Genomic DNA, 21,340 nt, shown 5'->3' with positions numbered 1-21,340 from the left:
CCCCCCCCCCCCGGGGAACGCCTCCCCGAGTTTCGATAGCTGCGCGAGCACCGGATGGCCGGTGGCGTTGCTGAACTACGAGGTTAAATAGTGAAGTTTGGCGTTAGCGACGAACGCGAACAGCCCGCCAACGCCGAGCATCCACCGCCGCTCGTTCGAGGGCTTCACGGTGCGATTGGGTGGCGCTACTTTCGAGGGGAGTCAGATCACGATCGGAGCCCGAAGCCTCGCCATCTCGCGGCCGACCGACCGCTCGCTGCGTTTCGTTGCGGTGGCTGCGGCGACGAGTACCCGACGCACCTGCGGAATCGGAAGTACTGCACGAATGAGTGCCGCCTGCTGTACCTGGCGGCGCACCGGCCGCTGCTATGGCTGCCACGCGGCGATCGCGTTAGCCTTCGATGACCAGTTCCTCGCTCGCGTCACGGGCGAGTGGGAAGCGGTCTCGACCGTGTTCGCAGCCCCGCATGACGGCTGCCGACGGATCATCATCAACGAGTCCGGCCGGCCGGCCGTGGATGCTCGGTGTGCCAACGAGCCCGAGGTGACGCTGCCCCGAGACTCCGCCCGGCTCCCCTCGAACGCGCGAGGGGTTAGTTGACCAGCTGCGGGAGGCGATCAGCGAGGACCCTGATGCGGATTCCGCATACCGATGTCACGTCCACGGATCCAGCGAACGGCTTGCTTCCTGGGTCACCGCCACCATCGGAAGATCTCCCAGCGCTCGTACCCGCCGTTCTGTTTCACCTAGGCCCTCGCCGAGCGGCCCACGCCGCACGGAATCCCCGGCGATGAACACCCCGATGCGCCAGCCGAAGGACCGGGCGACAGCGACGGACGACGCCACCGAGAACAACGCCAGTCCGGGCCACTCCCGTGGGCGGAAGTTGTGGATCAGCTCGACGTCCAGGTCAGCGAACGGCGCAAGGTCGGCGGCACGCAGCGTGCTCGCGTTGAGGGTGATCGGCAGGACGGCAGCGATCGAGAGGATCTCAGGGACCGAGAACCCGGAGTCGATTCGCGCCCGAGCCACTCCGATCGACCGCAGGAAGTCGCACGGCGAAACACCGAGCAACCGAGCGGTGTTGGCGGAGACGTCGGCGACGACGGACAGCCCCGAGGACGTAGCAGCCGATACGGTCGCGGTCGCAGCGGGTGGGGCGCCCGAACGCGAGTCCTCCGGGATGTGCAACGAGGTGAACGCGAGCGTCGCACCCGCGACCGCGGCGGCCTCGAGGTCGGACCAACCAGCGGACCGTGCGCCAGCTACGCGATCGCGCCCAACCGCATCAACGCGCAGCTCCCACAGAGTCAGCTGGCGTGACGTGCACGTCGAGCGATGCGTCCGGAGCGACAGGGTCGCCGGGTGCGGAGGCCGACTGCGCCTCGAGGTCGGCCCGCACCGACGCGGACACTCCGAACACCATCGTCGCCACGAACCCCACGACGTACGCCACCACGAGCCCCGAGCCGTACCCGAGCAACGCCCAGCCGTAGCCGGACGACCCGTTCAACAGTGGGATGAGCGACAGGTCCGACGCCCCGATGGCGATCGCCCCCACGGAGTGCCCGAGCTGGTCGAACAGCCCGACGACCCCGCCACCGAACGCCCCACCGATGCACGCGGTGATGAACGGCCGCCCGAGGGGGAGCGTCACACCGTAGATCAGCGGCTCGCCGACCCCGAGGAACCCAGCCGGCAGCGCCCCACGGATCGTCCGCACGAGTGAGGCGTTCGACCGGAACCGCACCCACAGCGCGATGCACGCGCCGATCTGCCCGGCACCACCCATCGCGAGCACGGGGAGGAGCACGGTCCACCCGGTCTGCTCGATGAGCGTGGCGTGGATCGGGATGAGCCCCTGGTGCATCCCGGTCATGACGAGCGGCAGGAAGAGCCCGCCGAGGATGAACCCGGCGAAGGCCCCGCCGTTCGCGAGCAGCCACGCGGCAGCCGTACCGATGGCGACCGAGACGACGCCGGCGACGGACATCAGGATGCCGAGCGTCACGGAGCCGGCGACGAGCACGGTCACGGTCGGCACGACGATGAGCGCGATGACGTCGGGCGTGACCTTTCGCATGAAGCGCTCGACGTAGGCGGCCAGGATGCCGCCGGCCAGTGCTCCGAGCACACCGCCCTGCCCGGGCGCCAGGGTCTCGCCGAACACGGTGACGTTCGCGACCCCGGCCGCGACGATGATGCCGCCGACGGCACCGCCGAGGATGGGCGTCCCGCCGAACTCCTTCGCGGCGTTCATCCCGACGAACACGGCGAGCAGGGACAGGAACCCGGAGGACAGCACGCCGAGGAACGGCGTCACCCCGGGCAGCCACCCGAGGTTCGTCAGGATGCCGTTGATCCCGGCGATGAGCCCGCAGGCGATCAGCGCGGGGATGAGTGGGATGAAGATGGCCGAGATGCGACGGATGGCACGCATGGTGCGGCCGTCGGAACGGGCACGGGCGGATGCCTTGATCGACGCGCCCCGTGCCGCCAGCTCCTCGGGCGACACCGAAGCCGAGGACGCATCCGGAACAGGAGCAGCACGCAACGACTCGAGCGAAACAGCCACCCGGTCCACCAACCCCGGCCCGAGCACGATCTGCAGGTTCGACCCGGCGGCGATCGCTGCCATGACGCCCTCGGTGGCCTGGAGAGCGGGCAGATCAACAGACGAAGGAGAAGCCACCTCGACCCGCAGCCGGGTCATGCAGTTCTCGACGTCGGCGATGTTCGAGGACCCACCGACGGTGTCGAGGATCTGTTGTGCGAGTTGCTGTGCATCGGTCATTGATGGTGCTCCTCGGGGGAAGGAAGGACGAACGAGAGAAATCAGGAAAGAACGGCGCGCAAGGAACCGTCAGCAGCAGCGAGCCGAGAACGGACGACGGACTCCGACGACCCGGTGAGGATCATCGCGATGGCCGTCTTGACCTCGCCGTCAGCAGCATCGAGCGCTGCGGCGACATCGGCCGGAGCGGCCCCGGTCACGTCCTGCACGAGCGAGAACGACCGCGCGACGAGCTTCTCGTTCGTCGCACGCACGTCGACCATCCGGTTGCCGTACGTCTTGTTGCTGCGCACCATCGCCAGCGTGGTGAGCATGTTGAGGACGAGCTTCTGCGCGGTCCCCGCCTTCAGGCGGGTCGACCCGGCGATGAACTCGGGACCGACGACCACGTCGATGGCGATGTCGGCTTCCCGCCCCGCGGCCGAGTCGGGGTTGCACGCGACGGAGACGGACAGGGCGGACCTGCGCCGCGCCTCCAGGATGGCCGCGATGACGTAGGGCGTCCTGCCGGACGCGCTGATCCCGACGACCACGTCGTCGGCCGTCAGGCCGAGCGCGTCGAGGTCGCGGACGGCGGCTGCTTCGTCGTCCTCGGCGCCTTCGACGGCGGTGGTGAGGGCGACGGAACCGCCGGCGATGACGCCGACGACCTGCGCGGGGTCGGTGCCGAAGGTGGGTGGGCACTCGCTGGCGTCGAGGACGCCGAGCCGGCCCGGCGTGCCGGCACCGACGTAGATCAGGCGGCCGCCGCGCGAGAACGCTGCGGCGATCGAGTCGGCGGCGAGGGCGATGGCCGGGAGGCACGGCTCGAGTGCCGCGGGCACGCTGCGGTCGAGCGCGTTCATGCGCTGGGCAGCCTCGAGGGTGGAGACGAGGTCGATGTCGTCGAGGGACGAGTCGGTGGCCTCGGTCGCGAGGTGCTGCAGCTCCTCGCGGAGGTCGTCGTGGTGGTGCATGGTGCTCGATTCAGGAACGGTGGTGCGTGCGGACCGCGTGGCGGCTGCGTGCGAGGAGCGGGCGGGAGCGTTCGTCGGTGCGCTGGGCGACGACGATGAACAGGGCATCGACGATGGCGAGCTGGCTCATCCGGCTGCCCATCGCGGCGGGGCGGAGGTCGCTCTCGGCACCGGCGACGCCCAGCAGGACGTGGTCGGTGTGGTGGGTCAGCGGCGAGGTGGCGTGGCCGGTGATCGCGACGACGGTGGCGCCGCTCCCGCGCGCGACGGCGGCGACCTCGAGCGCCTCGACCGTGGTGCCGGAGTGGCTCGTGATGACGAGGACGTCCTTCGGGCCGAGGACGCTCGCGAGGGTCAGAGCGTTGTGCGGGTCGTCCGCGATCGAGCTCGCGATGCCGATGCGTTCGAGCTTGAGGTGGAGGTCGCGGGCGACGATGCCGCTCGCGCCGACGCCGTACAGGACGACCCGCCGGGCCTCGCTGATGCGGACCGCTGCGGCTTCGAGGGCGAACGGGTCGAGCGTGGCGCGGGTGTCGCTCATCACGGCGCGGACGTCCTCGGTGACCTTCGCGATCACGGTGGTGACGTCGTCGTCGACGCTGACGCCCGCGTGGATCTCGGTCTCGCGCCGCTCGTGGATGCCCCGCTCGACAGCCCGGGTCATGCTGCGCTGGAGTGCGGCGAAGTTCGCGAACCCGAGGTGCTGGGCGAAGCGGGAGACGGTCGCGGGGGACACCCCGGCGCGGTCGGCGAGTTCAGCGGCGCTCGTGGTGGCCGCGGTGCCGGGGTCGTCGAGGACGGCGTCGGCGATCGCGCGCATGCTCGTCGGCATCGCGCCGGACTGGGTCCGGACGAGGGCGAACGCGTCGGCGCGGTCGGTACGGTCAGCGATCGTCATGCGCTCCATGAAAGCGCATTGCACCGACACTCGCCAGTGCTGCAAGTTACTTTCGTGTTTCGTCGGCGCGTTCCGTGAGCAGAAAGTGTCGGGTCGGCGCCTCGGACCCAACTGTTTCTGCTCACCAAGCAGGCGGCCTCAGGCGCGCCGGTAGCGGGTCGCCGGCTTGCCCGGGCCCGCGGCAGCGCGCGACCCCGTGTCGACGAGCAGCGGCAGCATCGCCCGGCGGAACGAGTCGGGCAGGAGCCGCTCGCCGCGGACGGCCTCGTGCACGTGCCGCAGCTCCGACATCGTGAACGGCTCGGCCAGGAGGCCTCGCGGATCGGGTGCCGCAGCGTACGACGCCCGCAAGGAGGCCACCGCGAACGCCACGATGTCGTCGTGCCCGTGCACCATCCCCGTCGCGGTCTCGACCGGGATCAGCCGCGCCTGTGACGGGCTCAGCGACGACGACAGTGCGGCGAAGGGCACCACGTCGAGGTGCGCCACCGACAGCACCCACCCCCGGTCGTCCCGTGCGGGGTCATCGAACACGTGCAGCTGCGTCGGCGCCAGCCCCGTCACGCCGGCCTTGTCCGACAGCGAGCGCAGGACCGCCGAGGCCAGCCGCTCGCCCTCGTGCACGAACGTCCCCGGCAGTCGCCAGTCGCCGTCGGTCGCGTCGCACACCTGCAGGACGGAGAGGTCGCCCCCGGTCCCCACTGTCAGCACAGCGGTGTCGACGGCGACGGATGGCCGCGGGTAGTCGGTCAGCCGCTTGCCGCTCGCGTCGCGGTACTGGTTCGCCATGGCAGCGAGTTTACGCACACTTGCGCAAACTGTGACGATCGTGCAGACTCAGGTTTACGCAATTCCGCGCAAACCTGAGGAGGCGGCCATGCTGACCACCGAACAGACCGACCGGGCGATCGGCGCAGTCATCGGCTCCGCCGCGGGCGACGCGCTCGGCGCCGGCTACGAGTTCCGCCCCGCCGTCCCCGAACCCACCCCGATCCGGATGGCCGGCGGCGGCTCGTTCGGATGGGCTCCGGGGGAGTGGACGGACGACACGAGCATGGCCGTCCCGATCCTCCGCACGCTCGCGCGCGGCGGCGACCCGGCATCCGAGGAAGCGCTCGACGGCCTCGTCGCGGCCTGGGCAGCGTGGGCGGTCACCGCGCCCGACGTCGGCATCCAGACGCGCAACGTCCTCACGGGTCTGGAGGCGCGGGTCGCCTCCCACGCACGCGCTGCGGCCCGGCAGGAGCACGAGTACAAGGGGCAGTCGGCCGGCAACGGATCGCTCATGCGGACGGCACCGCTCGTGCTCGGGTACCTGACCGGTGCGGCCGACGAGGCACTCCGGCTCGCCGAGGCCGCCCGGGCGATCAGCGACCTCACGCACTACGAGTCGGACGCCGGGGACGCGTGCGTGCTCTGGTGCGTGGCGATCCGGCACGCGGTGCTCACCGGCGAGCTCGACGTGCTGCGGGGCCTCGACCTGCTCGACCTCGAGAAGCGTCGGCTGTGGGTGGACCGGCTCGTCACGGCGGAGCACTCCGAGCCGGTCGACTTCACGGACTCGAACGGGTGGGTCGTGTCCGCGATGCAGGCCGCGTACTCGGCGGTCAAGCGGAGTTCGTCGCTCGAGGACGCCCTCGTCCGCGCGGTCCGGACCGGGAACGACACCGACACGGTGGCTGCGATCGCCGGTGGCCTCGCGGGTGCGCTGTACGGCGCGGGCGCGCTGCCGGCCGAATGGCGCGAGCTCCTGCACGGGTGGCCGAGTCTCCGCGCGGACGACCTGGTCGCGCTGAGCGAGCAGGCGCTCGCGACGCACTGAGCCGTCGCGCTCTCGGGTCGTGGCGGCGGAGGATGTCGTGGGGGGATCCTCCGCCGCCACCTGTGGGGCGGAGGCGAACCGCGCCTCCAGTCCGTCCGTTCAGAGCGCGCTGCGCGCCTGCTCGACCGCCTCGATGAACCGGGGGATGCCCCACATCAGGAAGGTCGGCTCGATCCCGCTCCGAAGGGTGATCCGGACCTTCTTCCGCAGGCCGCTCGACACGTCGTCGAGTCGGGCGATCTCCTCGACGGGGATCCCGAAGTCGGAGCGGGCGAAGTTGAGCGGGTGGGCGGTGAACCAGATGACCGCGGGCGTGAGGGTGAGGCGTCCGCCGACCTCGATCCGGCGGCTCGGGCGGGAGCTGGCCGGGGGCGCGTAGCCGGGGATGATGTCGGCCGCGCCGGAGTTCTCGTGGTCGGCGAGGTAGGTCGCGACCTTCTTGAGCAGTGGTGTGCTGTGGTCCCCCATGCGATCAGCCTACGAGACGGGGCACGGATGCCAGGAGGCGCGGATCACCTCGACGACGCGGCCTGCGTCGCGGGGGTGGGTCGCGCCTCCAGGCCCGCGGTCAGACCGCGGACCGCCGGCGGAAGACGCCTGCGCGGACCAGCCACACGTAGAGGAGGCAGCCGATGCAGACGTCGAAGACGGCGTTGAGGAACGCGGCGACGAGCGCGATCGCCGCACCGACGGGGGCAGCGTACGGGACGCCGACGAGCGCGAGCACGAGGGCGAGGGCCGTGATGACGAGGCCGACCTGCTGGGCGAAGGTCGGGGGTTCCGGGGCCTCGAGTTCGGCGGGCGGGCCGAGCCTCGGGCGGACGAGCCGACGGAACAGCGCGCCGTAGGGGTGGCGGCGGATGCCGGCGATGCCGCCGATGGCGAAGAGCACGACGATGACGGCGAGCAGTGCGATGCCGATCGGCCACGTCGCGGGGATCAGGGAGAGGACGATCGTCGCCGCGAGGAGGACGGTCGTGATGGCGGCGCCGAACCTCGGGGAACGGGGGTCGATGCCGCGGGCGGGGTCGTTCGTGGCGGTCATGGGGACTCGTCTCCGGGGGTCGTTGCTGGTGCTGCTAGGGCGGTGTCGAGCGCGGCGGTGAGGTCTGCGGGTCGTGGCGGGCCGCCGAACCGGGTGTGCACCGCGCGGCCTCGGTCGAGGAGCAGGACCGTGGGGGTCTGCATGACGGCGAAGCGTCGGGCGAGCTCGGGGCGTTCCGCGAGGTCGATCTCGAGACGGGTGACGCCGGGGTGCTCGGCGGCGAGGGCGTCGAGCTGGCGACGGGTGGCCGGGCAGCGGGCGCAGGTGGGCGTGGAGAACTGGACGAGGGTGGCCTCGGTGCCGAAGGCCTCGGCTGGGGCGAGGTCGGCGGTCGTCGGATCGGCAGTGGTGGTGCGGGTGTCGTTCGTCCGCGTGGGGCGGGCCCGGCCGGTCCGGGCGCGCAGGAGGAGGCCGAGGGCCGTGGCGAGTGCGAGGACTCCCACGAGGACGGCGACTGCTGCGGCGACGGTCATGTCGAGACGGTAGGTCCTCGGGTGCTCGGGAGCATCGACATGACCGCGTGTGACGAGCTGCGGCAGGTGGGCCGCGGCGTCCGAACCGGTCGGGTCAGGTGCGGGGCTTCGGCAGCAGTCGGCCAAGCGTGCCCTGCAGGACCAGGAGGAGCACCCAGTACAGGCCGACCGACGGGAAGATCATCGAGAGGACGAGCGCGAGGGCGAGCAGCACGGCGGCGATCGGACCCTTCCGCCAGTCACCGAGCGGCGAGGACAGCAGCTCCGGGGAGCGGCGGAGCTCCCACTCGATCGCGGTCAGCGTGAGGCTCGTCACGACCATGCTGCCCAGGTAGAGGGCGTGTGCGACCCGGTCGCCCTCGACCTCGGTGTTGAGCAGGTTGGCGGCGAAGGGCAGGAACGCGATGCTCACGAGCCACACGAAGTTGAGCTGCATCACGCGGATGTTGTACGAGCGGACGTGCTCGAACACCTGGTGGTGCAGCGTCCAGAAGCGGGCGATGACCCAGAAGGTGATGAAGAACTCGAGGAGCGCAGGCCAGTGCTCCTGCAGCAGGTCTCCGGCACCCCGACCCCCGCTGAGTTCGCCGGCCAGGTCGACGAGCGGGAGGATCAGGATCGTGATCGCGATGGCGACGGTCGCGTCGGAGAAGTTCACGAGGCGGTCGAGACCACGTTCGGTGCGTGCCGGCTCGGTCATGGAGCCGAGTCTAGGGACCGCGACGGCCCTAGCATCGGGAGCATGGTCGACGACGTGACGCCTGGACGGTACCGGCACTTCAAGGGCGGCGAGTACGAGGTGGTCCTCGTGGCGCGGGACGTCGAGACCGGGGAGCCGGTGGTCGTCTACCAGGCGCTCTACGGGGAGCGGGGGCACTGGGTGCGGTCGCTCGCGGACTTCACGGCGTGGGTGTCCCGGGACGGCTACGAGGGGCCGCGCTTCGTCCGCGTGGCCGCTGTCTGACGATCTGATCGTCAGCCGTCGCCCGCGCCGGCGTCGGTGCGGGCGACGGGCTGTGCGTGCCGTCGCTCAGGGCCGACGGTTCCTCCGGCGGCGGATCGCGCTGCCGGTGGAGACCATTGCGAGGAACAACGCGATCGCAGCCAGTGCTGGTCCGTACCAATGGTCGGCGGTCGCGGGCCACGTCGCCGACACCGAACCGAGGACGACCAGGCCCACGCTGGTGATCAGCGCGAACGGCAGGCTGGTGACGAATCGGCGCACGGCGCTCGCACGCCTCAGGCGCATCGCGGCTTGACCTTGCCGCCAGCGAACGGGTAGACGCGCAGCTGCTTCGTCCCGCAGCGGATCGCGCCGCTGCCCGTGATCGCGACCGTGACAGCCGTCAGGATCGCCCCGACGACGACGCAGAACGTCCCGCCGCTCACGGCGCAGACCGCCGCGCCGAGTGCGAACGCGGAGCCGCTGATGATCATGTTCTGGTCGGTGGCGTTGAAGCTCACGAAGGTTCCCTTGGAGTCCCTGCCGGCACCGATCCGCTGCGTCGTCGGCGCCGTCACGAGGTCGAAGACGAACCCGTCCCCGAGGTCGATCGTCGTCACCGAGCCGTCCGGTGTCGCCACCGTGCTCGTGACTGCGCCCACCGCGCGCGCTTCGGTGATGGCCTGATCGATCTGCGTGGGAGTGAGGCTCGTCACTTCGCGCACCACGCCGTGTGCCGCAGACGTGTCATGTGGTTCCCCTTCTTCGACGGAGCCGCGACGGTCGCGGATCCAACAGAACTATGGACTGCAGTACCAGAATGTCGCAATGCATATTTCACTTCTGCATGGTGGTGTCGGCGGGCGGGCCTAGGCTCGCAGGGCACCGAGGAGACGGGGGAGACGCATGCAGATCGGCGGCGACGGGCAGGTCCTGCTGAGCCCGAGCGACCTCTCGACGTGGGCGGCCTGCGAGTGGGCGTTCCTCCGGCGCATGGACGTGAAACTCGGCCGGGGCGAGCCGCTGCCCGAGTCGCACGACGACATGCTCGAGCGCACCGCACGCATGGGGGACCAGCACGAGCTCGACTACCTCGCCATCCTGAAGGACACGCGGGACGTCGTCGAGTTCGACCGACCGGCGCCGGCCGAGTACCCGTCGGCAGCGGCGGCCGCGCTGGACGCGATGCGCACCGGCGCGGACGTCCTCTACCAACCGACCTTCTTCGCGCCGCCGGCGGCAGAGGCGCCGGGCTTCATCGGCTTCGCGGACTTCATCATGCGGAACGACCGCGGCCAGTACGAGGTGTACGATACCAAGCTCGCCCGCCACGCCAAGATCAGCGCCCTGCTGCAGCTGGCCGCGTACGCCGAGCAGATGCAGGCGCACGGCATCCCCACGGGCGAGCAGGTCCACCTCGTGCTCGGCGACCGGACGACCACCACGCACGACCTCGCCGACATCGCACCGGTGTACCGGACGCAGCGCGCCGAGCTGCAGCGGGTGATCGCTGAGCGCCTGGCCGAGACCGAGCCGCTGCAGTGGGCCGACCCGCGGTACTCGTCGTGCGGCCGGTGCGACGTGTGCACGACACAGGTCGCCGAGCATCGTGACCTGGTCCTCGTCGCGGGCATGCGACTCGACCAGCGGACGAAGCTCATCCGGCAAGGGGTGCGGACGATCGACGAGCTGGCTGACCGGACCACGGCCGTGCCCGGTCTCCCGCGCGGGACGCAAGCGCGGCTGGTGCGTCAGGCGCGCCTCCAGGTCGACACCGAGCACGCGCGGACCGCAGCCGACGGTGCCCAGGCGACCGGGCCGACCAAGCCACTCTTCGAGGTGCTCGACGCCCGAGCGCTCGACGCGATCCCGACGCCGGACCCGGGCGACGTGTTCTTCGACTTCGAGGGGGACCCGCTCCACACCGAGGACGGCGTCCACTGGGGACTCGACTACCTGTTCGGGCTCGTCGACCCCGAGGCGCGCTTCACGGCGTTCTGGGCGCACACGATCCGCGACGAGCGCCAGGCGCTGCTGGACTTCCTCGCCTTCGTCGAGGTTCGGCGGCAGCAGCACCCGGGGATGCACATCTACCACTACGCGGCGTACGAGCGGACGCACCTGCTGTCCCTCGCCGCCCGGCACGGCGTCGGGGAAGAAGCCGTCGACGACCTGCTCCGCGCCGGGGTCCTCGTCGACCTGTACCCGATCGTGCGCAAGGCGCTCGTGGTCGGCAGCCGCAGCTACTCCATCAAGAAGCTCGAGCCGCTCTACATGGGGGACGATCTCCGCGAGAGCGACGTCACGAACGCGGCGGACAGCATCACGGCGTACGTCGACGCGATCGAGGAGCTCCGGAACGGAGACGCCGTCGCCGGGCAGCACATGCTCGACGAGGTCGCCGACTACAACGCCTACGACTGCCGGTCGACCCTCCGGCTCCGCGACTGGCTCCTGTCGCTCCGAGCGACAGCGCGCGCGTCCTCGTCCGCGCCCGTCGCTGCCGAGCCGGACGAACTGCTCCCGCCGATCCCGGTCGACCGCGAACCGAACCCCGTGTACACGGCGCTCGCCGCGCAGCTCGACGGGGTCGACGCCCTCGACCGGACGCCCGACCAGACGGCGTTGGCGCTCGCCGCAGCCGCGATCGACTACCACCGGCGCGAGGCGAAGACCTTCTGGCAGGACCACTTCGACCGCTTGCGGAACCCGGTGGACGAGTGGGCGGACACCCGCGACGTGCTGGTCGTCGAGCGGGCGTCGGTCGAGCGCGACTGGGACACGCTGCCGCGTGCCCGGTCGCAGTCCCGAGAGATCCGGTTGTCGGGGACGCTCGCGCCCGGTTCGCGGCTCCGTCCAGGAGGCACGCCCCACCTCGTCTACGACGACCCGCTCCCGCCGTCGATCGCCGCTCCGGCGCCGGGTTCGAAGGGCGCGTCGGCTCGCGCGGTCGTGCTGGACGCGTTCGAGGACGGTGACGGCTTCGAGGTGCTCGTGAAGGAGAGCCTGCCGGTCGGCGGCTCGCCGCACGAGGACTTCCCGGTCGCCCTCGCGCCGGCAGCACCACCGCGGGCGAAGCCCCAGCCCGAGGCGATCGCGGAGTGGGGACAAGCAGTCCTCGACGCCCTGCCCGCCATGCTGCCCGATCCGGCGCTCGACCTGCTCCGCCGGGTCCCGCCGCGGGGGCCGATCGTCCCCGTGCAGGGGGACGACACGGTGTCGGCCGTGGTCGCGACGCTGCTCGGCCTCGACCGGTCGTACCTGGCGATCCAGGGCCCTCCGGGGACGGGCAAGACGTACGTCGGGTCGAACGTCGTCGCGCGGCTCGTGCGCGAGTACGGCTGGCGCGTCGGGGTCGTCGGGCAGTCGCACGCGACCTCGGAGAACTTCCTGGCGTCGGTCGTGCAGGCCGGGGTGCCCGCCGACCGCGTGGTGAAGGTGCCCCGGGCGGGAGCGGACCCGGACGACGTCGAGTCGGCACCGTGGACGCCCGTGAAGAACAACGCCGCCGTGGCCGCGTTCCTGTCGTCCTGCGCCGAGACCGGCAGGGGCGGGGTCGTCGGCGGGACCGCGTGGACCTTCGCGAACGAGGGCACGATCCCCCGCCGCTCCCTCGACCTGCTCGTGGTGGACGAGGCCGGGCAGTTCTCCCTCGCGCCGACGATCGCGTCCTCGATCGCGGCGACGCGTCTGCTCCTCCTCGGGGACCCGCAGCAGCTGCCGCAGGTGTCGCAGGGGTCCCACCCGGAGCCCGTCGACGAGTCGGCCCTCGGCTGGCTCGCCGACGGCCAGCACGTGCTGCCGGACGCGTTCGGGTACTTCCTGGCGCGGACCCGGCGGATGGAGCCGGCACTCACGGCGTCGGTGTCGGCACTGTCGTACGACGGGCACCTCGCGTCGATGGTGTCCGGGCGACACCTCGACGGCATCGACGCGGGCGTCCACCCGGAGTCGATCGTGCACGCCGGCAACACCACGTCCTCGGTGGAGGAAGCGGCTCGGGTCGTCGCCCTCGCGCAGGACGTCGTCGGTCGGCGCTGGTTCGACGGTGACACCGAACGCGTGCTGACGGACGAGGACGTGATCGTCGTCGCGCCGTACAACGCCCAGGGCGCGGTGATCCGTGACGCCCTCGACCGTGCAGGACTTCGGGGGACGCAGGTCGGCACCGTGGACCTGTTCCAGGGGCGCGAGGCCGTCGTGTCGATCGTGTCGCTCGCGGCGTCGAGCGCTGCCGACATCCCGCGCGGGCTCGACTTCCTGCTCATGCCGAACCGGTTGAACGTGGCGCTGTCCCGGGCGAAGTGGGCGGCGTACCTCGTGTACTCGCCGGCGCTGGCGACGGGCTTGCCGCCCTCGATCGCCGGGCTGTCGCTGCTGTCCCGGTTCATCGAGCTCGTCGAGCCCGGTCCGAGCAGCCGCTAGGCGACGGGGTCAGCCCTGGTCGGGGTCCCCGTCGAGGTGGACACCGCTCTGCATCTGCGCGCGCATGCCCGCGAGGACGTCGGCGTGCAGGAAGTTCGCCTCGGCGGCACTCGTGGGGTCGACCACGATGCCGAACTCCTCCGGCAGCGCCGTGACGAGCTCGGACATCGACACCGGGCGGCCCTCGGTGTCGGGCAGACCGGCGGCCAGTTCGGCGGGGTCGGTGAACACGGGGACGAACGGCTTCTCCCGGATGACCACGTGCGCGACGCTTCCGCCGTCCGGAGCGTCCGCGGGTCGCCACGGCACCCAGGCGGCGCTGCGGAGGAAGCCGGCCGGCGAGGTCGCCATGCGCCGCCGGAGTTCGGCGGCGGCGGTCGGCGGGGTCTTGTCGACGCCACGGCCGAAGGCTGATCCGGTCTGGTCGTTGGTGCTCATGCGGGTTCCCTCCCAGGGGTCGTCGACCATGCTGTCACGGCCGACGGCGTCGTCACGACGTTGCAGCACGGCGACCGGGGACCGGGGACCGGGCACGCTGGCTGACCGTTCTGGTTCGCAGAGGCCGGGGATCGCGAACCGGAACGGTCACGGGCCCGGAACGAAACGTGCTCGCGCTGCGCCGACGTCGGCGGTCGGGCTCAGCTCGAGGAGATCGTCGCCGTCGTCGCGGCGGTGCTCGCCGCCACCGTCGCCATGATCGCCGCCGTCTGGATGTCCTCGAGCACGGCCTTGACCGCGGGGCTGGCCCAGCCGCCCGAGGTGACCTCCTTCACGAGCGCCCGGTCGACCTTGCCGAACTGCTTGCGGAGCGTGCTGGTCGCGTCGAGCAGGCCGATGACGGCGGCGGCGAACGGCGTGGGTTCGGCGCGCCCGGCGAGGACGTCGCCGATGCCGGCGCGGAGGAGCGCCTCGGGGCCACCGTCGCGCTCCGGGTACTTCGTGGTGGGGAAGATGCCGAGCGTCTTCCCCTGTTCGAGCGTGATGAGGCCGCGTGCGATGAGCCCGGCGAACACGTCGTCGCGCAGCGGTCGCTTGCCGATGCGGGTGATCCACCACTTCGCCTTGCGGGGCTTGTCGGCGGCGGCGATGGTGCCGACGACGCCGTCGAGGACCGGGTCGCCGGTGGCCGCACCGTTCACGACGGTGACGAAGCCGTCCTGCAGCGAGACGACGCCGCGCAGGGCGAGGTCCGCGAGGACGGCTCCGGCGAGCCCGGCGTCGAGGGTCTGCACGTCCGTGGACTTGCGCCCGTCGGACTCGATCTGGAGGAGCGCGAACGCCTGCGGGACCGTGAGTTGCTCAGCCATGTCCGCAGCCTGCCACGCGGGGCGGGGGTGCGCCGCGCCTCCAGGCCGATGCCCAGCGCACGTCGAGGTGGCCGCGCGCCGGGCTGCGTGACTCAGTACGCGGCGGACTGCCCGCCGTCGATCGGGACGACCGTGGCGTTGACGTACGAGGCGTCGTCGGACAGCAGGAAGGCCACCACGGCGGCGATCTCGGGCGCCTCGCCGTAGCGCTTGGAGGGGTTCACCTGGATGAACTCCTCGGCGGCCTTGCGGGGGTTCTCCGGGTCGAGCTGCTTCATCGAGTTCTCGACCATCGGCGTCCAGATGGCGCCGGGGGCGATGGCGTTGATGCGGATGCCGTAGCGGCCGTACTCGACGGCGGAGTTGCGGGTGAGACCGACGACCCCGTGCTTGGCGGCGGCGTAGCCGGACTGGTTGCCGATGCCGCGGATGCCGCCGACGCTCGCCGTGTTGACGACCATGCCGGAACCCTGCTCGCGCATGATCTTCAGGACCTTCTCGAGGCCGAGGAACACGCCGCGCAGGTTGATCGAGACGACCTTGTCGAACTCGGCGGCGGTGAACGACTCGGTCGGGTTCTGCTTGCCCTCGATGCCGGCGTTGTTGAAGAAGCCGTCGATGCGGCCGAAGCGCTCGGTGGTGGCGGTGACGTACGCCTCGACCTGGGCCTCGTCCGAGACGTCGGCGACGGTGGTGAGGACCTCGGCGTCGGGGGCGGTCTCGAGCACGGCGGCCTTCGAAGCCTCGAGTCCCTCGGAGGAGACGTCGACGAGGGACAGCTTCGCGCCCTCGACGGCGAGGCGGACGGCGGTCGCACGGCCGAGGCCCGAGCCGCCGCCGGTGATGAGGACGACGCGGTCGGTGAAGCGGGTCGTGGGGGAGCTGGTTGCGGTCATGGGGAGGCCTCCTGAGGTCTTCGACGGTGAAGGGCTCGGGGTCCGCGGTGGAGCAGCGAGTCCGAACGATGCATTCGCATCGACGGGAGATAGGCTACACCTGTTGTCTTGCGGCCGTGCTCAGCAGGTCCGCAGGATCCGCGCCATTGCGTCGTGCTCGGCGGGGGCCACCCACAGTCGGTACTTCGTCTTCACCGCCACCTGGTGCTCGATGTACGTGCACCGGAACGACTTGTCCGCCGGCAGCCAGGTCGCGGCGTCGCCGGAACGCTTCTGCGCGTTCGAGTGCTGGTCCACTGCGAACAGGTTCGCCGGATCGTTGGCGAGCGACTCCCGCTCACGCTGCGAGAGCTGCTGGGCCCCGGTCCGCCAGGCGTTCTCGAGCGCGACGACGTGGTCGATCTGCACGAGCGTGGAGGTCGTCTCGCCGCGCACGAAGCCGATCGTCGCCCCGGTGTACGGCGACACGAGCGTCCCGGTGAGCACCCGGCAGGGGCCCTGGCGGGTGATCGCCGAGAGGTCCCGCGCCAGCACGTCGTTCCGCGTGTCGCAGCCGTTCCGGTCGACGTCGAGCCACGCGGTGCCGAAATCACCGACCCGGTCGTACCCGGTGGCGGGGGCCTTGCCCTTGACCGGCAGGGCGGCGAGTTCCGCCCGTGCGGTGGCTGCTGTTGCGGCGTCGGTGTCGGCGTCGGTCGCGGTCGTCGCGTTCGTCGCGGTCGTCGCGGTCGTCGCGCTCGGCGCGTCGGTTCGGGAGGCGCGGGTCGTCCCCGGCGCGCCCGGTTCCGTCTCGATGGTGGGGGCGTCGGTGCCCGTGGGCGCGCTGGTCGACGCCGGTGCGGCTTCGGCGTCGGGCGCGATGATGCCCGCGGTGTGCAGGGCGTACCCGCCGACGGCGAGTGCGAGGACGACGAGGACGGACGTGAGGCGGGTGCGGGTGCGGCGTCGGCGGGACGTCATGCGTGGGTGGAGCTCCTGGTGGTGCGGTGGTGCGGTGGTGCGGTGCACCGACGATGATGCCGGACACGTCGGACATCGCCCCGGACTCCGGCGGAGGGTCGGCCGCCCGGCCCGCCGGAGTAGCGTCCACGAGGTGGGCACCGCACTCCTCGTCATGGACTACCAGAACAGCATCGTCGAACGACTCGGCACGGACGAGGCCCTGGCTGCGGCGACGGCAGCGGTCTCGGCCGCCCGGGAGCGCGGCATCCCCGTGGTCTTCGTCCGCGTGGCGTTCCGGCCGGGCGCACCCGAGGCCGCGCGCACGAACAAGATGTTCGGCGGGATGCGGGAGCGCATCGGGTCCCAGACTCCGGGATCGACCGACGTGCACAGCGCGTTCGGGGTCGGGGACGACGACCTCGTCGTGACGAAGCTCCGCGTCAGTGCCTTCGCCGGGTCGGACCTCGAGGTGCTGCTCCGCGGCCTCGAGGTCCGCGACCTCGTGCTCGCCGGGATCGCCACGAGCGGCGTCGTCCTCTCGACGCTGCGCCAGGCGGCCGACCTCGACTTCGGTCTGACGGTCCTCTCGGACGCGTGTGCCGACGGCGACGCGGAGGTCCACCGCGTCCTCACCGAGAAGGTCTTCCCGCGGCAGGCCGAGGTCGTCACCGTCGCCGAGTGGACCGCCTCGCTCTGAACCGTTCCGCGGGCACGGCGTAGACACGGATGCATGACCGATTACGCGAACCCGTCCGTGTCCGTCACCGGTGGGTCGATGCCGCTCCTCGGCTTCGGCACCTGGCAGATCCCTGACGCCGAGGCGCCCGCCGCCGTCGGCGAAGCACTGGCGGCCGGGTACCGCCACATCGACACCGCCACCGGGTACCGCAACCAGCGCGGCGTCGGGAAGGCCGTCGCCGAGTCCGGTCTCGACCGCGACGAGGTCTTCGTGACGACCAAGTTGCCGCCGGACAACGCCGACCGCGTGCGGGAGACCATCGAGGAGAGCCTCGACCAGCTCGGCCTCGACCACCTCGACCTCTGGCTCGTGCACTGGCCGCCGAACGGCGGGGCACGCCCGGACGTGTGGGAGCAGGTCGTCCAGGCGCAGTCCGACGGCCTCACGAAGGCGGTCGGGGTGAGCAACTACTCCCTCGCGCAGATCGACGAGATCACCTCCGCCACGGGGACTGCCCCGGCCGTGAACCAGATCAAGTGGAGCCCCGTCGAGTTCGACCGCGCCGTGGCGGACGGGCTCGCGTCCCGCGGGGTCGTCCTCGAGGGCTACAGCCCCTTCAAGGCGAGCAATCTGCAGGACCCGACGCTCGTCGACATCGCGACCGCACACGACGCGGACAGCGCGCAGGTCATCGTCGCGTGGCATGTCGCGCACGGGTTCGTCGTCATCCCGAAGTCGTCGAACCCCGAGCGCATCCGGTCGAACGCCGCCGGTGCCCGGATCGAGCTGTCGTCCGATGAGGTCACCGCGATCGACGCCCTCGCCCGCTGACCCTCGGCCGCGTCAGGCCAACAGGGAGCGGATGTCGTCGGCCGTGAGGTCCTCGGCGAAGAGGGCGTCGTCGTCGATCATCGTCGCGAACAGCTCGGCCTTCTTCGCCGCGAGCGCGAGGACCTTCTCCTCGATGGTGTCCTCGGCGATGAACCGCTGCACGTTCACCGACCGGGTCTGGCCGATGCGGTGCGTCCGGTCGACCGCCTGGTTCTCGGCGGCGGGGTTCCACCACGGATCGAGCACGAACACGGTGTCCGCCTCGGTCAGGGTCAGCCCGAAGCCACCGGCCTTGAGCGAGATGAGGAACGCCGGGGCGGTGCCGTTCCGGAAGCGGTCGATGACCTCGGGGCGGCGCCTCGTCGAGCCGTCGAGGTACTCGTAGCCGACGCCCCGGTCGTCGAGGGCGGTGGCCACCATGCGGAGGAACGACGTGAACTGGCTGAACACCAGGGCGCGGCGACCCTCGGCGGCGAGCTGTTCGAGTTCGTCGAGCAGCAGGTCGAGCTTCGCGGAGGACAGGTCCTCTCGCGAACCGTCGACCAGCGCCGGCGACAGCGCGAGCATCCGCAGCAGGGTCAGTGACCGGAACACGATCATCCGGTTCCTCGCGAGGTCGTCGATGAGGTCGAGGACCTTCAGGCGCTCCCGGTTCAACGTCGTCTCGTACAGGGTCCGGTGCGCGGGGTCGAGCGTCACCCGGACGACCTGCTCTTGCTTCGGCGGGAGGTCGGCGGCGACGCTCTCCTTCGTCCGCCGGAGCATGAGCGGCCGGATCCGCCGTCGGAGCCGCGCGGTGAGCTCCTGGCGGGCGGCGCCGCGGAGGTCCGGCGAACCGAGCGGCTTCACGTAGTCGTCCCCGAACCGCGACCACGACGACAGCAGCCCGGGCGCGACGATGTGGAACAGCGCCCAGAGGTCCGTCAGCCCGTTCTCGAGCGGCGTGCCCGTGATCGCGAACTTCACCGGCGCGCGGAGGTCCACCGCCACCCGGTGCGTCTGCGACTGCGGGTTCTTCACGAACTGCGCCTCGTCGAGCACGAGGGCCGCCCACGGCAGGTCGGTGTACGCCTGCGCGTCGAGCCGGAGCAGCGCGTACGAGGTCACCACGATGTCCGACGCGGCAGCAGCGCGTGCGACGAGCCCGGGGTCCTTGAGCGTCGTCGCGCCGATCGTCGTGACGCGCAGCGACGGCGTGAACCGGGTTGCCTCGGCCGCCCAGTTGCCGACGACCGAGGTCGGCGCGACGACGAGGAACGGCGGCGCGTCCGGCGAGGACTCCCGCGCGGCGGCGATCGTCGTGAGGACCTGCAGCGTCTTGCCGAGACCCATGTCGTCCGCGAGCACCCCGCCGACCCCGTGCGACAGCAGGAACGACAGCCAGGCGTACCCGGTGTGCTGGTACGGCCGGAGCTCGGCGTGCACCGAGTCCGGCACGAGCACCGACTCCGGTGGCGTCGCCCCGAGCAGCCCCGCCGCGATCGCCTCCCACCGCTCGTCGTGCGAGGTCTCGTCGGCCAGCTGGTCGAACTCGGACCACAGCCCGGCCTGCAGCGGCGTCACGGTCATCGGCTGGTCGGGCTCCCACTCGTCGAGGTCGCGCGCCTCGTCGATGAGCTCCTTCAGCCGGTCGAACGCGGGGTCGGACAACGACAGGTACGAGTTGTCGATGAGCTTCATCCGCCGGTCCCGCTTCGCGAGCGCCCGGAGCAGCGGCGTGAACGGCACCTGCTTGCCGTTCACGGACACGAAGATGCCGAGATCGAACCAGTCGTGCTTGTCCGACGGCATGGTCGTCACGCGGATGTGCGGCCGACCGGTCAGCCGTTCGTAGTCGACGCGTTCGCCCTGCACGACGGTGCGGACGCCGAGCGCCGGCAGCGCCGGCAGCAGCTCGTTCGCGAACACCGCGACGTCGGCACCGTCGATCGAGCCGTCCTCGAACCACGCGAGTCCGCCGCCGGGTCCGGTCGGGCCGGCCGTGTCGTCGGCCGCGCGCAGCCCGAAGAGCTCCGGGAGGGGTCCGTGCAGCGCGACGGGGTCCTTCCGCCCATCGACGTGCCAGCGCCACTGCAGGTGCACGCGGTCGTCCGTGCGGGGCGCCCGGGCCGGTTCGAACGTCGTCGTCAACACGAGTTCGGGCGGCGTGCGCTCGGGCAGCTCGACGGAGCCGTCGGCGCTGACGAGGCCGAGCGCGCCACGGAGCCGTGGGGACCAGTCGGCGAGGAACTCCGCGACTTCGGGCTCCGGAACGGTGATCCGGGCGCCGTCGACGAGCATGCGCCGCTGGTCCTCCGGCACGGGGGTGGTAGTCGGGGCGAACGCAACGTGGAACTCGGGGCTCTCGCGGAAGACGTAGACGCCGTGGTCGCCGATCGTCCGGGCCGTGCCGGGAGCCGCCGGTCGGCCGTCGAGGACAGCGCTCGCACCGATCACGAGCCCGCCGTCCTGCCGGGCGACGTCGAGGAGCACACGTGCCTCGGCACCGAGCACGGCGCCGCCCTCGCGCTTGCCGGTGACGAACGCGATGCCGAGGGCCGGTGCCTGCGTGAGGAGCGGCCAGAGCAGCGGACTGCCGAAGTCGTCGAGGTGGATCCATTCGGCCTCGCCCGGGAGCCCGGCGAGCTGCCCGGCGCGGTGGAGCGCGGCGAACTGGACGAACCAGGCGTGCTGCTCGGGGGAGAGGCCGAGCCGGTTCATCGAGTAGGGGAGCGTGCCCCACGTCAGCTGCCCCCGCACCCAGTTGCCGGCGTCGCTGCGGGTCACCGGGCGGACGCCGAGTCGCACCGACCGCGAGGCCGTCGGCAGCGCGCGACCGGCGGCTCGCGCACGCGAGGCGAGCCGGGCGGAGACCGCGTCACGCAACTCGAACTGCAGCCCCATGGGGGTGCCCTGCGGCTCGGCCACCTGCGCGTCGTCGCCGGCGAGGCGGGCGAGGTCGTGCCTCCAGTCCGAGGGCGGCGGAGCCGGCTGTTCCGGCTTCGGGCCGGCGGCCGCGGCGAGTGCGCGGGCGTTGACGGTGAGCAGGGCGGCGGCGACGTGCTTGCAGTCGCCGCCGAGCGGGCAGGTGCAGGTGCTGCGGACCGGACGGACGAACTCGCCGCGGGCCGGGGTGGTCTCGATGCGGAGTTCGTACGGGTCGTCGGCGGAGCCGGACACCGTGGCGGTGACGGTGCCGTCGTCGTCGTGCCAGACGACGTCGTCGACCAGGCCCGCCCGGACGAGGTCCCGCGCGCGGCCGAACGCCTGCGGCCCGACGAAACGGATGACGTCGACGGCGTCGATCATCGGGGCGGCTGGCACGGGTCAATCGTGCCAGGTGCCACCG

21 protein-coding genes are annotated in these 21,340 nt (G+C 71.5%); 5 read left to right on the top strand and 16 right to left on the bottom strand.

What is annotated here, in order from left to right:
* Window positions 1–655: 655 nt before the first annotated feature.
* The 5 genes from ACIPEP_RS17915 to ACIPEP_RS17895 form a co-directional block, all read right to left on the bottom strand.
* Entirely contained in the window at window positions 656–1,300 is a 645-nt protein-coding gene (locus ACIPEP_RS17915) for a MupG family TIM beta-alpha barrel fold protein (RefSeq protein WP_402718039.1), read from the bottom strand.
* Complete coding sequence (locus ACIPEP_RS17910) at window positions 1,290–2,795, bottom strand: PTS transporter subunit EIIC (protein ID WP_402718010.1); 1,506 nt, start codon at window positions 2,793–2,795, stop codon at window positions 1,290–1,292. Before ACIPEP_RS17910 ends, ACIPEP_RS17915 begins: the two co-directional genes overlap by 11 nt.
* A 41-nt stretch (window positions 2,796–2,836) precedes the next feature.
* Window positions 2,837–3,751, bottom strand: a complete 915-nt coding sequence (gene murQ / locus ACIPEP_RS17905) for an N-acetylmuramic acid 6-phosphate etherase (protein ID WP_402718009.1) — start codon at window positions 3,749–3,751, stop codon at window positions 2,837–2,839.
* Between the two features lie 10 nt (window positions 3,752–3,761).
* On the bottom strand, window positions 3,762–4,649 hold the full coding sequence (locus ACIPEP_RS17900) for a MurR/RpiR family transcriptional regulator (RefSeq protein ID WP_402718008.1): 888 nt from the start codon (window positions 4,647–4,649) through the stop codon (window positions 3,762–3,764).
* 138 nt (window positions 4,650–4,787) lie between these two features.
* A complete protein-coding gene (locus tag ACIPEP_RS17895; RefSeq protein ID WP_402718007.1) occupies window positions 4,788–5,438 on the bottom strand; it encodes an NrtR DNA-binding winged helix domain-containing protein in 651 nt (216 codons plus the stop codon).
* Window positions 5,439–5,526: 88 nt separating this feature from the next.
* Between ACIPEP_RS17895 and ACIPEP_RS17890 the strand changes: the two genes are divergently transcribed.
* The gene (locus ACIPEP_RS17890; RefSeq protein ID WP_402718006.1) at window positions 5,527–6,471 is read left to right on the top strand and encodes an ADP-ribosylglycohydrolase family protein; all 945 of its coding nucleotides are present in this window, start codon (window positions 5,527–5,529) and stop codon (window positions 6,469–6,471) included.
* Between the two features lie 99 nt (window positions 6,472–6,570).
* Here ACIPEP_RS17890 and ACIPEP_RS17885 read toward each other — a convergent pair whose 3' ends face one another.
* The 4 genes from ACIPEP_RS17885 to ACIPEP_RS17870 form a co-directional block, all read right to left on the bottom strand.
* On the bottom strand, window positions 6,571–6,939 hold the full coding sequence (locus tag ACIPEP_RS17885) for a hypothetical protein (protein ID WP_402718005.1): 369 nt from the start codon (window positions 6,937–6,939) through the stop codon (window positions 6,571–6,573).
* A gap of 100 nt (window positions 6,940–7,039) precedes the next feature.
* Entirely contained in the window at window positions 7,040–7,516 is a 477-nt protein-coding gene (locus ACIPEP_RS17880; protein ID WP_402718004.1) for a DUF4395 domain-containing protein, read from the bottom strand.
* Window positions 7,513–7,989, bottom strand: a complete 477-nt coding sequence (locus tag ACIPEP_RS17875; protein WP_402718003.1) for a thioredoxin family protein — start codon at window positions 7,987–7,989, stop codon at window positions 7,513–7,515. Before ACIPEP_RS17875 ends, ACIPEP_RS17880 begins: the two co-directional genes overlap by 4 nt.
* 94 nt (window positions 7,990–8,083) lie before the next feature.
* Window positions 8,084–8,689, bottom strand: a complete 606-nt coding sequence (locus tag ACIPEP_RS17870; RefSeq protein WP_402718002.1) for a TMEM175 family protein — start codon at window positions 8,687–8,689, stop codon at window positions 8,084–8,086.
* A gap of 42 nt (window positions 8,690–8,731) precedes the next feature.
* Here ACIPEP_RS17870 and ACIPEP_RS17865 point away from each other — a divergent pair, with 42 nt between their 5' ends.
* The gene (locus ACIPEP_RS17865; protein ID WP_402718001.1) at window positions 8,732–8,953 is read left to right on the top strand and encodes a DUF1653 domain-containing protein; all 222 of its coding nucleotides are present in this window, start codon (window positions 8,732–8,734) and stop codon (window positions 8,951–8,953) included.
* A 66-nt stretch (window positions 8,954–9,019) separates the two neighbouring features.
* Here ACIPEP_RS17865 and ACIPEP_RS17860 read toward each other — a convergent pair whose 3' ends face one another.
* Complete coding sequence (locus tag ACIPEP_RS17860; RefSeq protein ID WP_261646270.1) at window positions 9,020–9,214, bottom strand: hypothetical protein; 195 nt, start codon at window positions 9,212–9,214, stop codon at window positions 9,020–9,022.
* 14 nt (window positions 9,215–9,228) lie between these two features.
* Window positions 9,229–9,648: a hypothetical protein gene (locus ACIPEP_RS17855; protein ID WP_402718000.1), complete on the bottom strand. Its 420-nt coding sequence runs from the start codon at window positions 9,646–9,648 to the stop codon at window positions 9,229–9,231.
* Window positions 9,649–9,838: 190 nt separating this feature from the next.
* Between ACIPEP_RS17855 and ACIPEP_RS17850 the strand changes: the two genes are divergently transcribed.
* The gene (locus tag ACIPEP_RS17850; protein ID WP_402717999.1) at window positions 9,839–13,357 is read left to right on the top strand and encodes a TM0106 family RecB-like putative nuclease; all 3,519 of its coding nucleotides are present in this window, start codon (window positions 9,839–9,841) and stop codon (window positions 13,355–13,357) included.
* A gap of 9 nt (window positions 13,358–13,366) precedes the next feature.
* Here ACIPEP_RS17850 and ACIPEP_RS17845 read toward each other — a convergent pair whose 3' ends face one another.
* The 4 genes from ACIPEP_RS17845 to ACIPEP_RS17830 all read right to left on the bottom strand — a co-directional run bounded on the left by ACIPEP_RS17845 (window position 13,367) and on the right by ACIPEP_RS17830 (window position 16,520).
* On the bottom strand, window positions 13,367–13,795 hold the full coding sequence (locus tag ACIPEP_RS17845; RefSeq protein WP_229086148.1) for an SseB family protein: 429 nt from the start codon (window positions 13,793–13,795) through the stop codon (window positions 13,367–13,369).
* Between the two features lie 200 nt (window positions 13,796–13,995).
* The gene (locus ACIPEP_RS17840) at window positions 13,996–14,664 is read right to left on the bottom strand and encodes a GPP34 family phosphoprotein (protein WP_070418572.1); all 669 of its coding nucleotides are present in this window, start codon (window positions 14,662–14,664) and stop codon (window positions 13,996–13,998) included.
* A gap of 92 nt (window positions 14,665–14,756) precedes the next feature.
* The gene (locus ACIPEP_RS17835; RefSeq protein WP_402717998.1) at window positions 14,757–15,560 is read right to left on the bottom strand and encodes an SDR family oxidoreductase; all 804 of its coding nucleotides are present in this window, start codon (window positions 15,558–15,560) and stop codon (window positions 14,757–14,759) included.
* Window positions 15,561–15,680: 120 nt separating this feature from the next.
* Complete coding sequence (locus ACIPEP_RS17830) at window positions 15,681–16,520, bottom strand: HNH endonuclease family protein (protein ID WP_402717997.1); 840 nt, start codon at window positions 16,518–16,520, stop codon at window positions 15,681–15,683.
* Between the two features lie 133 nt (window positions 16,521–16,653).
* Between ACIPEP_RS17830 and ACIPEP_RS17825 the strand changes: the two genes are divergently transcribed.
* Together ACIPEP_RS17825 and ACIPEP_RS17820 are read left to right on the top strand one after the other, a co-directional pair.
* On the top strand, window positions 16,654–17,199 hold the full coding sequence (locus tag ACIPEP_RS17825) for a cysteine hydrolase family protein (RefSeq protein WP_070418575.1): 546 nt from the start codon (window positions 16,654–16,656) through the stop codon (window positions 17,197–17,199).
* 33 nt (window positions 17,200–17,232) lie between these two features.
* A complete protein-coding gene (locus ACIPEP_RS17820; protein WP_402717996.1) occupies window positions 17,233–18,012 on the top strand; it encodes an aldo/keto reductase in 780 nt (259 codons plus the stop codon).
* A gap of 12 nt (window positions 18,013–18,024) precedes the next feature.
* Here ACIPEP_RS17820 and ACIPEP_RS17815 read toward each other — a convergent pair whose 3' ends face one another.
* Window positions 18,025–21,315, bottom strand: coding sequence for an SNF2-related protein (locus tag ACIPEP_RS17815; protein WP_402717995.1), 3,291 nt, complete (start codon window positions 21,313–21,315; stop codon window positions 18,025–18,027).
* Window positions 21,316–21,340 lie beyond the last annotated feature (25 nt).

The sequence above is a fragment of the Curtobacterium sp. NPDC087082 genome (genome assembly GCF_044745045.1).
Lineage (GTDB): Bacteria > Actinomycetota > Actinomycetes > Actinomycetales > Microbacteriaceae > Curtobacterium.
The sequence above is the reverse complement of the archived record's forward strand: the minus strand, read 5'-3'. Positions and strand labels throughout refer to the sequence as shown.